The organism is Lachnospira hominis (ex Liu et al. 2021) (assembly GCF_014287955.1).
GTDB classification, from domain to species: domain Bacteria; phylum Bacillota; class Clostridia; order Lachnospirales; family Lachnospiraceae; genus Lachnospira; species Lachnospira hominis.
Genome location: NZ_JACOPD010000006.1, coordinates 106,641 through 120,878 on the forward strand (window position 1 = coordinate 106,641; position 14,238 = coordinate 120,878).

Below are 14,238 nucleotides of genomic sequence, written 5' to 3' on the forward strand. Positions count from 1 at the left end.
TATGGCAAAATTTGTATATAAGATGCAAAATATCCTTAATATTAAAATGAGACTTGAGACGCAGGCAAAGACAGAATTCTCGCAGGCAAGTGCAAGACTTGATGAAGAAGAGGATAAACTTCGGAGCCTTATTTTAAGACGAAGAACTTACGAGGATGAGTTGAAAAATGCATCAAATGACAAACTGGATATTAATAAGTTAAAACAGTATAATAACTATATAGCTGTTATAAAAGAACTTATGGAAAAACAGGCATTGCAGGTCAGGGTTGCCCAGAAAAATCTTGATAAAGCCAGAGAAAAACTTAATAAATCAATGCAGGAAAGAAAAATCCATGAAAAACTTAGAGAAAAGGCGTTTGATGAATTTAAGGAAGAACTCAAGGCTGAAGAAAAGAAGGAGATTGACCAATTAGTAAGCTTTACGTATAATGATAGAGGAAAGAAAGCATAACAGATAAATTTTGAGGAAGGAACTTAGATGCCATGGCAAGGAAAAAGAAAAAGTCAGAAGATAATCTTGATACAGATAATGGATTAGAAGAAGAAAAAGGCGGCGGGATAGCCGGAGCTCTTCTTGCTGTAGCAATAATTGTTATATGGCTTGTTATATTTGCACTTCTTATAAAGATGGATGTTGGCGGAGTGGGAAGCATGCTCAGGCCATTCCTTAAAAATGTACCGGTAATTAACAGGATTCTGCCGGATAAGTCTGATGAGGAAGTAATGGAAGAGACTGGATACAAGTATAAAAATCTTGCAGAAGCTGTAGACAGAATAAAAGAACTGGAAGACCAGCTGGCACAGTATCAGAATAATGGTGCTGCTGATTCAGACCAGATAGCACAGCTTAAGGCGGAAGTTGAACGTCTCAAGGTTTATGAAGATAATCAGGAGAATTTTCTGAAACAGAAAGAGGAATTTGACAGGGAAGTCGTATTTACAGATAACGCACCTGACATAGAAGAATATAAAAAATGGTATGAGCAGATAAGCCCGGATAATGCAGCACAGATATATAAAGAGGTGTGTGAAAAGATACAATACTCACAGAAGATTCAGGACTGGGCTACTACATATGCTGCTATGGATGCCGCTGATGCGGCTGCTATTATGCAGGAGATGACGGGCGATACAGATATTGTTTCAAAGATTCTTCTTTGCATGAAAGCTAAACAGAGAGCTGCCATATTGGCAGAGATGGACCCTGTATATGCAGGAAAACTTACAAAGATAATGTTTCCTTAACAGTCAGGGATAATTAATGGGTGAATTTATCATTTAGACAGTCGGCAGTGCGTCTGGCTGTCTGGAAGGTAATTTTACTATATAGTCTGTATGACAAATAATAAGAAAGGAGGATACAAAGTGGGTACAGTTATTTCAGGAGCACAGAGTGTTGACAATAATGTTGTTCCGGTTGTTTCATCAGGCAAAAACCAGAGTGTAAACGGTCAGAAGTTTGGTGATATAATGGCAAAATCTGTTGGCGGCAATGCAGGAAAGAAGAATTCTTCTACAGATACATTATCGCAGAATTCAATCAGGACAAATACTTCATCATCTGATAAAAATGATGTGGCAGAGAAAGTATCATCAGCTGATAAAGCTAAGGCAAGTGATACTAATAAGACGCAGAATACAAAAACAGATAATAAAGTGGCTGAAAAAGTTGATAAAGCTGCCAACGAAGTATATGACAAGATAAAGAAAACATTGGGAGTTTCTGATGAAGAAATTCAACATTCAATGGAAAATCTTGGGCTTACAATGGTCGATTTATTAATGCCTGAGAATATTATGCAGCTTGTTATGGATATTACAGGTACACAGGATTCAATGCAGCTTGTTACAGATGATATGTTATCAAATGCAATGAAAGATATAATGGATTTTGTTTCACTTACATCGCAGCAGCTTGCAGCAGATTTATCTGTGACACCGGATGATTTAAAAGAAATATTACAAAGTGTTTCTATTGATGAGAAAGCTGATAAAAATATTCAGACACATGAAGAGAATGGCGATGTAAAAGAAGATGCTGCGGACAGCAATATAAAAGATGCATCGCCGCTCGAACAGGTTATTGCAAAGAAGATTACAACAGGTTCTGATTCATCAAAAAATGATGCAATGTCTGAGAAAGAAAATGGACATGAGCAGAAACAATCAGTGTCTTCAAATGAACATGTTAATCAGCTGGCATCGGGAACAACAACTACAGTACAAAGTATTGCAGAAGAATTTTCTTCAGTCCTTGAGAACAGAGGTGTTAATGAAACGGATATTCTTGATCAGATTATCAATCAGATAAAATTCACATCTGATGATGCTGTTAAGAGCATGGAAATTCAGCTTACACCGGAAACTCTTGGCAAAGTTAATGTTCTTGTATCAGTGAGAGAAGGCGTTGTTACAGCACAGCTTAATGTTCAGAATGAACAGGTTAAAAAAGCGTTGGAAAATCAGATGATTACATTAAAAGAAAATTTTGAAAATCAGGGCGTTAAAGTTGAATCTGTAGAAATTACAGTCCAGACAAACGCATTTGAAAATAATCAGAATTTTAATAATCAGAATGAGCAGAAAGACAATACATCAAAAAATCGTGCAAAGCTCAATCTTAACGGCTTGAATTTTGATGACGACAATGATGATGAATTGGATGATGAACAGAATTCAATGCTTAATGAAAACAGCAGTGTTGAATACATGGCATAAAAATTGATTTAAGAAAGGAGTATATAATGGTAACATCAAATGTTATTAACGGTTTGATTGATAATTCAAAAAATGATGGAAATATCAGTTCAACAACAAAAAACGATAAGAGTAATTCAAGCCTTGATGTGAATGACTTTTTACAGCTTCTAGTTGCACAGATGCAGTATCAGGATCCGCTTGAGCCGACAGATAATACACAGTATATTGCACAGATGGCTACATTTACACAGGTTGAAGCTACTACAGAGATGGGCAACAAAGTTGAACAGCAGATGGCATCATCACTTGTAGGTAAATCTGTTATTATGAAGACAAATGAAAGCTCTTCAGGGATGATTGCCGGCAAAGTTAATTATTGGGAAAATATCGATGGTAAGATTTATCTTGGAATCAACGGCAAGCTTTATGATATAGCTGACGTTGATACTGTTCTTGACAATGATTACTATGACAAGCTTGTAAATGGAAATACATCTAAAAAAGATGATACAACATCTGGAAGCGGCAAGGCTGATGATACATCTAAAAAAGATGATACAGCTGACAGTAAGACAGAATAAGACATAAGACAGGAGGCTGCTTATGAACAGTATTATAACTGGTGGATATTCATCCATAGAGCAGGCTGCGGGCAAATTATCAAATAAAAAGGATACATCGCAGGCGGCAGGCAGTTCCGGTATCTCTTTTCAGGATATTTTAAAACAAAAGAAAAATATTGCAGAAGCTGCAAACGAAGTATCAGGCGGTGAAGGCGTAAAATTTTCAAAGCATGCAGATATGAGACTGAAGCAGAGAGACATAACGCTTACCGATGAACAGCTATCAAGACTGAATGAGGGAACGCAGAAAGCCGGACTTAAAGGAATAAGAGAATCTTTGGTTATCATGGATGATTTAGCGTTTATAGTCAATACAAAGAGTAAAACAGTAGTGACAGCGATGGATCAAAACAATAGTGAAGACAATATATTTACAAATATTGACGGGGCAGTAATTATTTAGCCGGACCTGAATGGAGGCTTTGATTTCCCTGAATGACAGATGGGAAATTGTGCCGGTCATATTAGTCTTCATGGATATTATGGAGGAAATTTTATTATGATGAGATCATTGTTCTCTGCTGTGTCAGGTTTAAAGGCACATCAGACAAAAATGGACGTTATTGGTAATAATATTGCCAACGTCAACACAGTTGCATATAAATCACAGTCAGTAACATTCGGTGATGTTTACTATCAGACAACACAGGTTGCCACAGGACCAAATGAAGCTTCTGGAAAAGGTGGTACTAATGCAAAACAGATAGGTCTTGGTTCTACAGTAGGTGCCATTTCAGTAGATCCTACAGCACAGGGTGCGTCTGAGAGAACTGATAATACATGGGATTTAATGATTAGCGGAGATAAATTCTTCGTAGTAAGTAATGCAGGAAATACATATTTTACAAGAGCCGGAGATTTTACAACAGATCTTGATGGTGCTATTGTAACACAGAGCGGTGCTAATGTTATGGGTTGGAAAGCAGATGCTGATGGCAATATTATAAAAGACCGTGTTCAGGCTTTGTATGCAACAAGTCCTGAATATACATATACAGCACCAGCGGCAACAACAGGCGTTACAATTACAGGTAATGTAGATTCAAGAGAGACAGGAGATATTGCTTATACAGTGAATTTCTATGATTCACTTGGTAATGAATATCAGGCAACTCTTAATCTTACATATGACAGTAAAGATGCAGCAGCTGGAACAACAAGTTACAATGTTGTTGGCGGTTCGGTTACAATGAATGGACAGCCTACAGAACTTTCAGTTTCATGTGACAGCCAGGTTGTATTTAACACAAATACAGGTGCTTCGATGGTTGGAAATGCCGGACTTGCACTCACGTTTACTGATAACAGTGCAGATGGTTCAGGAAATATTGCTAATATCGGTACTAATAATGGAAATACATCAACAATTAATCTTGATGCTTCAGGACTTACAATGTATGCAGCAGCTTCAAATATTAATGCTACAATGGGAATAAATGGCACAGGAGCAGGTAAAGCAGTAGGTAAAATGACATCAGTAGGTGTTAATGAGGCTGGTCAGATTGTTGCAAGCTACAGCAATGGTGATACAAAGAAGATTGGTCAGATTGCAGTTGCATCATTTACTAACCCATCAGGTCTTGAAAAAGTTGGTGATAATCTTTATGCAGCAACACTTAACTCTGGTTCATTTGATGGAATTGGTGAAGATATATCAGAGTCAAGCGGCAAGATTACATCTGGATATCTTGAAATGTCAAATGTAGATCTTGCAGATCAGTTTACAAACATGATTACAACACAGAGAGGTTATCAGGCAAATTCAAGAATTATTACTGTATCAGATACAATGCTTGAAGAGCTTATTAATCTTAAAAGATAATTGATTTTTATTGGCTGTGGGCAACTATCATGTGTCCGCAGCCATATTTATGGTATCAGACATTTTTAATGGGAAAAATTGTTTAAATTTAGCATGATTTGTTGCAATAAATGCAAAAAAGTGTTTTAATATACATAGTGCATATATCAGGTACCTGTCGGTTTTTGGTACTAAAATATGACTTCACGAAACAATGAGAAATGTATATTATTTATGGGAGGGTCTATGATAAGTGTGACAAGATTTAATGATTCCACGCTGATTATTAATGCTGATTTGATACAGACAGTGGAAGAGACACCGGATACGGTGATAACGCTTACGACCGGCACAAAGTTTATTGTAAAGGAAAAGAGCAAAGAGATTGTAGATAAAGTAGTAGAATATAAAAGAAGAATTTTTGTTAATTCTCCTGTTAATTATAGAGAACAAACATATTGATAAATTTTTAAGAACGGATGGTGTTACATAGTGGATTTAGCTACACTCGTTGGTATTGTTTTAGGTCTTGTAATGGTAGTGTTCGGTATTATATCAAGTGCGGATATCAGTGCTATTACTAAGAGCTTTTTGGATTTGCCTTCATTTATTATTACATTTGGTGGTTCGATTGCTGGTATGATTGGTTCATACACATTTAAGGAACTTATCACTTGTCTTAAAGGTATTACGATTGCATTTAAGGATCCTAAGCTTGATTATGGCGGACTTATTGGAAAGATTATTGAACTTTCCAATGTTGCAAGAAAAGAAGGATTGCTTGCATTGGAAGAAGTCGCAGGTAATCTTGATGATGAGTTTATGAAAAAAGGTATTCTTCTTATTGTAGATGGTACAGAACCTGAACTTGTAAGAGGTATTCTTGAAACAGAACTTGATAATATGGATGCAAGACATAAAAAGATTGCAGGTTTCTATGATAACTGGGCTGCATTAGGTCCTGCCTGGGGTATGATTGGTACTCTGGTTGGTCTTATTAACATGCTTGCAGACTTAAATGATATGGCATCTGTAGGACCTAACATGGCGGTGGCTCTTGTCACAACGCTGTATGGTTCGTTGATTGCTAACTGGCTTTGTGTTCCTATTGCAAATAAACTGAAACTTATTAATAATAATGAGTATCAGATGAAAGAGATTATTATAGAAGGTCTTCTTTCAATTCAGGCAGGTGAAAACCCACGAGTTATTGAAGAAAAGCTCAAATCATTCCTTTCACCTGACGCAAGAGGCAATGTGTCAGATTCGGAGGCTGGAGGTGAAGCATAATGAAGAAAAGAGCAGATCCTGAAAAGCCTGCACAGCTCTGGCTTAACACATTTTCGGATTTGATGAATCTGCTGTTGTGCTTCTTCGTACTCCTGTTTGCAATGTCTAATGTTGACCAGGAAAAGTTTCAGGAATTGTCGGCTTCTCTTTCGGCTGCATTTAATGTGCTTCCTAGTGGCGGTTCAGCCATCAATAATGATGGTATACTTGTCGGAAGTGGTGCAAGCCAGCTTAATGCGATAGCAGAACAGTATAATAATATGGGGCTTGATTCTGATGGTGATTATTCACAGGAGCAGGAAGAATCAAAGGATGCATTTGAAGAAGTTGAAAAAGCAGGACTTGAGGAGTCTGAAAAGATGGCAGATGCCATAGAAGATGCATTGAAAGAAGCCAATGTTCTGGATGAAGTCGAGATTACAGCAACAAGCAAGTATGTAGAACTTAATCTTGGAAGTGGTATTTTGTTTGATTCAGGAAGAGCTGAATTAAAATCAGAAGCTGTTAATCTGATTGAAAAAGTTGCAGATGCAATTTATCAGTATAATGATAATCTGATTATAATTGAAGGACATACGGATAATGTTCCAATCAATACGGCAGAGTTCCCGGATAACATGATGTTGTCACAGAAAAGAGCATATTCCGTTTTCAAATATCTTGTTAATAATAAAGGATTTGACCCGGCAACGATGATGTCATCGGGACGAGGTGAATCAGTCCCTATTGCTTCTAATTCTACTGCTGATGGCAGGGCACAGAACAGAAGAGTAGAGATAAAAATATATAATACATATAACAGTTAGAAAACTGTAAAATTTGCGGAGGAACGTTTTTATGAAAAAAAGTATGCTGAATGTCATTACTCTTGCACTTGTTCTTATTAATCTTGTGCTGACTGTTCTTTTGACATTTTCATTGGTCTCAACTAACAACAGGACAAATAATCTGATTAAAAAAGTTGGTGAGATTATTGATCTAGATGCGGCAGGGAATGCAGCCAATGGCTCACAGACAGGAAGTGCCGTTAATATTGACGATATTGAATATGTTGAAGTTAAAAGCGGTGACAGCACCAATATAACAGTGTCTTATACAGACAGTGGTAAGACACATTATGTTGTATTTAAAGTTACACTTGGACTTAATAAGAAAGCAAAAGATTATTCTACAAAGTCAACAAGCATTAATAATGGCATGAAGCTTATTGTAAGCCAGATAACAAATGAGGCTTTAAAGTATTCATATAATACAGTAACTACTAATAAGACAACAATTGAGAAAAATCTGTTGTCTACATTACAGGATCAGTTTGAGACAGAAGCAATCTGTTCAGTAACACTTTCTGAAATTCTTGTACAGTAATTACATAATTAAAAAATCAGATGAATTTTAAGCTTATGAATTGTGCAAGGAGGTGAGGAAGTTGGGTGAGGTTCTTTCACAAAGTGAGATTGATAACCTCTTGAAGGCTTTAAACAGTGGCGAGCTTGATATTGACGAAGCAAAAAACACGGAAGAAAAACAGGTGAAAAATTATGATTTTGCAAGACCTGCTAAGTTTTCTAAAGAACATTTAAGAACACTGGAAATTATATACGAACATTTTGCCAGACTTATGTCAACCAATCTTCCGGCATATCTGCGAAAGTCTGTAACGGTAGATGTTGTGAATTCGGAAGTGGTTATTTATTCGGAATTTTCTAATGCATTGTCTAATCCGGTACTGCTCGGTGTTATAAGCATGAGTCCTTTGTCAGGGAATGTAATCATGGAGATGGCATCAAATCTTGGATTTGCTATTGTAGACAGGCTTCTTGGAGGAGCCGGTCAGGCACTTGATAAAGAGAGAGACTTTTCGGAAATAGAGCTGTCAATATTGGAAAGAATATTTTCAATATGTGTTAATCTTTTCCATGAACCATGGGAGAATGTAGTAAGTATATCTCCACGTCTGGAAAGAATTGAGACAAACTCCCAGTTTGCCCAGATTATTTCTCCAAGTGAGACAATTGCGATTGTGACACTTAATATTAAAATTGGAGATGTGGAAGGACTTATGAATATATGTCTTCCATTTGATACACTTGAACCGGTTATTGATAAACTTAATACTAAATACTGGTTCTCAACGATGAAAGAAAAAGATGAACATTCATACGAGGATACAATTGAAACTGCCATCAGCAGAGCAATGATTCCTATAAAAGCTGTGCTTGGAAATAGCACAATTAATGTGTCAGATTTTGCAAACCTTCAGGTCGGAGATATAATAAAAATCAATCGTAAGGTTGATGAAGAGCTTGAGGTGTTTGTTGGTAATATCCGTAAATTTAAGGCATTGCCGGGATATTCTGATGATAAATATGCAGTTAGGGTAACAGAGGTTATCAGAGAGGAGAGTGAATAAGGATGGATGGAATGCTGTCACAGGAAGAGATAAATGCATTACTTGCAGGAGCATCAGGCAGCGGTGATTCTTCAACAACCGATAGCAGTGCAGATAATAATGCACAGAATGCGGCTGGTCAGGAGGATAATAACAATACACCGTCAGCACAGAATGAACAGCAGTTTGTTCTCTCTGATTCCGAAAAGGATGCGGTTGGTGAAATATCCAATATCAGTATGGGAACAGCGGCAACGACACTTAGTTCTTTACTTAATCAGAAAGTGAATATCACAACACCTACAGTTGAGGTATCTACATGGGATGAACTGTCTGTTAAATATGACAGACCATGTGTTATGTTGCAGATTTCATATAAAGAAGGAATAGATGGTAATAATGTTCTTATTTTAAAAGAACGTGATGTTAAAATTATTACAGATTTGATGATGGGTGGTGCAGGTCAGGTTGATGATGATGAACCATTATCAGAATTGCATCTTAGTGCTATTGGTGAAGCAATGAATCAGATGATGGGTTCAGCAGCAACATCAATGTCATCAATGTTTAACAGAAAAATAGATATAAGCCCACCAATTGCAAATATGGTGGAAACTTATAGTGATTCAACAGATGACCTTCCTCCGTTTTTAAAAGGTCAGTTTGTTATGGTTGCATTCAAGATGCAGATTGGCGACCTGATTGATAGTGAGATTATGCAGCTCTATCCGATAGAGTTTGCAAAAGAGCTTCTCAATCTTTTTTCACCGGAATTAAATGGCAGTTCATCAGCTAATGCTGAATCGCAGCCTGCACAGCCAGAACCGGTACCACAGCCAACACCGGCCCCACAGCCAGCACCAGCACCTGCTGCACCACAGCCTGATATGTCAGCACAGGCACCACAGGGAATGCCTTATGGTTATCCGCAGATGGGAATGCCTTATGGTTATCCACCTATGCAGGGACAGCCTATGGCCTATGGTTATCCACCTATGCAGGGACAGTCTGCAGTGCCACAGCAGGATGTCAATGTTGCTCCGGCAGCATTCCAGCCGTTTGCCGGTGATGTTAATGCTCTTTCACAAAAAGAAAATATCGATTTAATTATGGATGTTCCTCTTGATGTAACTGTTGAACTTGGCAGAACAAAGAAATCAATAAAAGATATTCTTGAATTTGCACCAGGTACAATTGTTGAACTTAATAAAATTGCAGGTGAGGCAATTGATGTACTTGTAAATGGCAAATATGTTGCTAAAGGCGAAGTTGTTGTTATTGAAGAAAGCTTTGGTGTAAGAATAACAGAAATTATTAAAGAACAGTAATGATTAAGTGAATTTAAAAATATAAATAAAAAGTTAAGAAAAAAACAGTATGAAAACACACTGGGATGTTGTATAATGTAATCGAATTATCTTAGTGAATGTAAAAGATAGGAGAAATAAAATATGGCAAAGAATATTTTAATATGTGATGATGCAGCATTTATGAGAATGATGATTAAGGATATTCTCACAAAGAATGGATATAACATTGCAGGAGAGGCTGAGAATGGTGCAAAAGCAGTTGAAAAGTATGCCGAACTCAAGCCAGACCTTGTACTTATGGATATTACAATGCCTGAAATGGATGGTATTCAGGCACTCAAGAAGATAAGAGAAAGCGATCCTAATGCTGCTATTATTATGTGTTCAGCTATGGGTCAGCAGGCTATGGTTATTGAATCAATTCAGTCTGGAGCAAAAGATTTCATTGTTAAGCCTTTCCAGGCAGACAGAGTTATTGAAGCTGTAAGGAAGGTTGTCGGATAATGACAATGCTTGCAATAGGAAGCAGCAGACTTGAAGCATTTGCACAATTAATTACACTTGTTCTTATTTTTGCATTTGTACTTGCACTTACATATTTTGCCACAAAGTGGGTGGGCAATTATCAAAAAGAGAAAATGTCCGGAAGCAATATTACAGTGCTTGAGACCATGAAAATATCTGGAACTAAATATTTACAGATAATTAAGATAGGAACTAAGTGTTTTGCAATTGCAGTCTGTAAAGATACTATTACATATTTATGTGAGGTAAATGAAGAGGATTTAATATACAGGGAAAACAATTCTTCTAAATTAAAATCCGAAAATTTTAATGCGATATTAGAAAAGTTTAAGAAAGACAAGCCGCAGGACTAGGCAGGAATCAACAATATGTTACATTTTTTAAAGAAGTATAAGAAGAAAATTCTTAGAGTTTCATTAGGACTGTCAGCTTTTTTTGCAATATGTATGTTTATGGTAAGTCATACATTTGCAGCTGATGGAGATGGTAATAACAATTTGATAAGTATTGGTATTTCATCAGGTGAAGGTTCAGATATGGCGAGCGTGCTTCAGATGCTGCTTGTACTTACAGTTCTGTCGCTTGCACCATCAATATTAATGATGCTCACTTCATTTACGAGAATTGTTATTGTGTTGCATTTTACAAGAGCTGCTATTGGTACACAGACAGTGCCGCCTAATCAGGTAATAGTAGGTTTGTCTTTATTTTTGACATTTTTTATTATGGCACCTACGTTTAATGAAGTATATACAAGTGCAGTTGTGCCGCTTACTAATAATGAGATTACAGCACAGGAAGCATTTGATATAGGTGTTGTGCCTGTAAGAAAGTTTATGCTTAAACAGGTTTCAACAAAAGATTTGGATACATTCCTTAAAATAGCTGATTTTGAGGAGGGTTCAGTTAAATCTGAAGATGATATTCCGCTTCAGGTTCTTATACCGAGTTTTATTGTTAGTGAATTAAGGATTGCATTTATAATTGGATTCCTTATATATCTGCCATTTATTGTTATTGATATGGTTGTTTCGTCTACGCTTATGTCAATGGGTATGATGATGCTGCCGCCAACGACAATTTCTACACCATTTAAAATTCTTTTGTTTGTAATGGCAGATGGCTGGAATCTTATAATAGGAAATCTTATGTCAACATTTAATTAATGGTTATTATATGTGCCTGTGCGTTACAGCACAGGCATATTCTTTAATTTACGCGTGTAACGAGCCAAAGTCTGTGCTTGCACGAGACCTTGGCGACTGCCGCGATAACTTGAGAAACTCGCGGAGCGTGTTTCTCATAGTTTGCCGGAACAGCAGGGAGAAAGTTTATGAGTAGTTCAGATATTATCACAATTGCAAGACAAACGGTCTGGGTAATAGTTAAAACCTCTGTGCCGCTGTTATTAGTTTCGATGGTTGTAGGTCTTATAATAAGCCTTTTTCAGACACTTACGTCAATTCAGGAACAGACACTTACATTTGTTCCAAAACTTATCGCAATTCTTATAGGAATTATGGTAATGGGAACATGGATACTCAACGAGATAGTTGCTTTTATGAATACCTTATGGGGCAGCTTCAGTCAGTATATATTGTGAAAGTATTGTTTTTTAAATTTAAAAATGGAAAGGTAGTAAAACAATGATTCAATATGAAGTTGCATTGGAACAATTGGAAATTTTTGTTTTGATACTTATGCGTATTGCATCTTTCATATATGTTGCACCTTTTTTTAATACAGCTAATGTTCCAAGAAGAACAAAGATTGGACTGGCTTTTTTTGTAACAGTTCTTGTATATAGTGTTAAGCCAGATATGACAGTGGAATATTCCGGCATTATAGGTTATGCGGTTGTTGTCCTGCAGGAAGTTGCAGTTGGTCTTATTCTTGGTGCAATGGCATCGTTTTGCGTCCAGATTATTATGTTTGCCGGAAAAATGATAGATATGGATACAGGTCTTGCAATGGCTCAGATTATGGATCCGACAACTAATGTGCAGGTTGGTATTTTTGGTAATTTTTATTACTATATACTTCTTCTGCTTCTGATGGTATCAGGCCTGTACAGATATCTGATTTCTGCTATTGTTGAGACATATAATGTTATTCCGATAGGACAGGTAAAGTTTTCTGCATCTATTTATAATGATATAATTGGATTTATGTCAGATTATTTTGTCATAGGCTTCAGAATTGCACTTCCTGTATTTTCTGCAATACTGCTTTTGAATGTTATTCTTGCAATTCTTGCAAGAATTGCACCACAGATGAATATGTTTGTTGTTGGAATGCAGCTTAAAATATTTGTCGGCATATTTGCTGTCTTTTTTACAATAGTGATGATGCCGGCAGTATCGACATTTATTGAAGATGAGATAAAAACGCTTATGGCTTCACTCGTAAGGGGGATGAGCCCATGACAGAGAACAGAATTCTTATTTCTTATAATCTGCAGTTCTTTGCCAAGGACGGACCAGGCGGTGAAAAAACAGAGCCGGCTACAAGTAAAAAGCTTAATGATGTCCGTAAGGAAGGTCAGGTTGCAAAGAGCAAAGATATTATAATGGCAGTATCACTTATGTCGCTTTTTATAATAATTAAAATATATGTTGGAACAATGGGAGAGCGTTTCATAAGTTCATTCAAGGAATTTTATAACAGTTTTGAACTTATTGTTCATTCAAGCTCGGATGGACTTACGGTAGCACTTGGTGCTTCAGCAGTAAAAAATGTTTTTATGGATGTACTTAATATTACACTTCCGATATTTTTAATAGCTGTTGTAATTGCAATACTTGGCAATGTTTTACAGCAGAAATGGATGATTACATCAAAGCCGCTTACACCGAAGTTCAGTAAGCTGAGTATTATCAGTGGATTTAAAAGATTGTTTTCATTCAGGCAGCTTTTTGAACTGTTAAAGTCAATTGCAATGATGATAGTTATAGGTGTTGTTGTGTTTGTGACTATAAGAAAAAAAGTTGGACTTCTTCTTACATTTTATGATATTACACTTTATCAGGCCCTCGCCGCAGTTGGTGGTATTATTGTAGATCTGGGTATAAAGATAAGTGCGATTTTCCTTGTTATAGGTTTTGTTGATCTTGTTTATCAGAGAATAAAGTTTAAAAATGATACAATGATGACAAAGCAGGAAATTAAAGATGAGTTCAAAGATTCTGAAGGTGATCCTCAGGTAAAAGGTCAGATTAGAAGAAAAATGCAGGAGATTTCAAGGAGACGTATGATGCAGCAGCTTCCGGAGGCGGATGTTGTAATTACAAACCCGACGCATTTTGCAGTTGCATTAAAATATGAGCCTGACAGCGGAATGGCTCCTGTTGTAATTGCCAAAGGTGCTGATTATCTGGCATTTCAGATAAGAGAAAAAGCGAAAGAATGTAATATTGAAATTGTTGAAAATAAACCACTTGCACGAATTCTTTATCATAATGTTGATATAGGTATGGAAATACCACCTGAGTTATACCAGGCGGTTGCTGAGATTCTTGCAAGAGTGTTACAGCCTGATTTGACTTAAATTAAGTTGAATAAATAAATTATTCATGGTAAAATATTATGATGTCAGTT

At 36.6% G+C, this 14,238-nt stretch carries 18 protein-coding genes; all 18 read left to right on the forward strand.

Translation table 11 applies throughout. The features are described from left to right. The first annotated feature begins 1 nt into the window (after nucleotide 1). The 18 genes from fliJ to flhB all read left to right on the forward strand — a co-directional run bounded on the left by fliJ (nucleotide 2) and on the right by flhB (nucleotide 14,188). Nucleotides 2-454: a flagellar export protein FliJ gene (gene fliJ, locus H8S01_RS09475; protein ID WP_021866061.1), complete on the forward strand. Its 453-nt coding sequence runs from the start codon at nucleotides 2-4 to the stop codon at nucleotides 452-454. 32 nt (nucleotides 455-486) lie between these two features. Then, entirely contained in the window at nucleotides 487-1,248 is a 762-nt protein-coding gene (locus H8S01_RS09480) for a hypothetical protein (protein WP_186837026.1), read from the forward strand. 120 nt (nucleotides 1,249-1,368) lie between these two features. Continuing rightward, nucleotides 1,369-2,721, forward strand: coding sequence for a flagellar hook-length control protein FliK (locus tag H8S01_RS14305; RefSeq protein WP_186837027.1), 1,353 nt, complete (start codon nucleotides 1,369-1,371; stop codon nucleotides 2,719-2,721). A 26-nt stretch (nucleotides 2,722-2,747) separates the two neighbouring features. Next, nucleotides 2,748-3,284 (forward strand): flagellar hook assembly protein FlgD, encoded by a 537-nt coding sequence (locus H8S01_RS09490; RefSeq protein WP_186837028.1) that lies wholly within the window; start codon nucleotides 2,748-2,750, stop codon nucleotides 3,282-3,284. A gap of 22 nt (nucleotides 3,285-3,306) precedes the next feature. Next, a complete protein-coding gene (locus H8S01_RS09495) occupies nucleotides 3,307-3,729 on the forward strand; it encodes a TIGR02530 family flagellar biosynthesis protein (protein ID WP_186837029.1) in 423 nt (140 codons plus the stop codon). A gap of 96 nt (nucleotides 3,730-3,825) precedes the next feature. Continuing rightward, the gene (locus H8S01_RS09500; RefSeq protein WP_207723046.1) at nucleotides 3,826-5,148 is read left to right on the forward strand and encodes a flagellar hook protein FlgE; all 1,323 of its coding nucleotides are present in this window, start codon (nucleotides 3,826-3,828) and stop codon (nucleotides 5,146-5,148) included. Between the two features lie 225 nt (nucleotides 5,149-5,373). Continuing rightward, on the forward strand, nucleotides 5,374-5,589 hold the full coding sequence (locus H8S01_RS09505) for a flagellar FlbD family protein (RefSeq protein ID WP_021866055.1): 216 nt from the start codon (nucleotides 5,374-5,376) through the stop codon (nucleotides 5,587-5,589). 30 nt (nucleotides 5,590-5,619) lie between these two features. Beyond that, a complete protein-coding gene (locus H8S01_RS09510) occupies nucleotides 5,620-6,417 on the forward strand; it encodes a motility protein A (RefSeq protein WP_186837031.1) in 798 nt (265 codons plus the stop codon). Next, on the forward strand, nucleotides 6,417-7,223 hold the full coding sequence (locus tag H8S01_RS09515) for an OmpA/MotB family protein (protein ID WP_021866053.1): 807 nt from the start codon (nucleotides 6,417-6,419) through the stop codon (nucleotides 7,221-7,223). The genes H8S01_RS09510 and H8S01_RS09515 overlap by 1 nt, the downstream gene beginning before the upstream one ends. A 31-nt stretch (nucleotides 7,224-7,254) precedes the next feature. Beyond that, nucleotides 7,255-7,782 (forward strand): flagellar basal body-associated FliL family protein, encoded by a 528-nt coding sequence (locus H8S01_RS09520; protein WP_021866052.1) that lies wholly within the window; start codon nucleotides 7,255-7,257, stop codon nucleotides 7,780-7,782. 61 nt (nucleotides 7,783-7,843) lie between these two features. Further along, nucleotides 7,844-8,827, forward strand: a complete 984-nt coding sequence (fliM, locus tag H8S01_RS09525) for a flagellar motor switch protein FliM (protein WP_186837032.1) — start codon at nucleotides 7,844-7,846, stop codon at nucleotides 8,825-8,827. A gap of 2 nt (nucleotides 8,828-8,829) precedes the next feature. After that, nucleotides 8,830-10,134, forward strand: coding sequence for a flagellar motor switch phosphatase FliY (gene fliY / locus H8S01_RS09530; protein ID WP_186837033.1), 1,305 nt, complete (start codon nucleotides 8,830-8,832; stop codon nucleotides 10,132-10,134). A 123-nt stretch (nucleotides 10,135-10,257) separates the two neighbouring features. After that, entirely contained in the window at nucleotides 10,258-10,620 is a 363-nt protein-coding gene (locus H8S01_RS09535; protein WP_021866048.1) for a response regulator, read from the forward strand. Beyond that, nucleotides 10,620-10,994 (forward strand): flagellar biosynthetic protein FliO, encoded by a 375-nt coding sequence (locus tag H8S01_RS09540; RefSeq protein ID WP_021866047.1) that lies wholly within the window; start codon nucleotides 10,620-10,622, stop codon nucleotides 10,992-10,994. The genes H8S01_RS09535 and H8S01_RS09540 overlap by 1 nt, the downstream gene beginning before the upstream one ends. 15 nt (nucleotides 10,995-11,009) lie before the next feature. After that, nucleotides 11,010-11,807, forward strand: a complete 798-nt coding sequence (fliP, locus tag H8S01_RS09545) for a flagellar type III secretion system pore protein FliP (RefSeq protein WP_021866046.1) — start codon at nucleotides 11,010-11,012, stop codon at nucleotides 11,805-11,807. A 167-nt stretch (nucleotides 11,808-11,974) separates the two neighbouring features. Continuing rightward, complete coding sequence (fliQ, locus tag H8S01_RS09550) at nucleotides 11,975-12,244, forward strand: flagellar biosynthesis protein FliQ (RefSeq protein ID WP_021866045.1); 270 nt, start codon at nucleotides 11,975-11,977, stop codon at nucleotides 12,242-12,244. A gap of 43 nt (nucleotides 12,245-12,287) precedes the next feature. Next, nucleotides 12,288-13,067 (forward strand): flagellar biosynthetic protein FliR, encoded by a 780-nt coding sequence (gene fliR, locus H8S01_RS09555; protein ID WP_186837034.1) that lies wholly within the window; start codon nucleotides 12,288-12,290, stop codon nucleotides 13,065-13,067. Next, nucleotides 13,064-14,188, forward strand: coding sequence for a flagellar biosynthesis protein FlhB (gene flhB / locus H8S01_RS09560; RefSeq protein WP_186837035.1), 1,125 nt, complete (start codon nucleotides 13,064-13,066; stop codon nucleotides 14,186-14,188). The genes fliR and flhB overlap by 4 nt, the downstream gene beginning before the upstream one ends. Nucleotides 14,189-14,238: the final 50 nt, after the last annotated feature.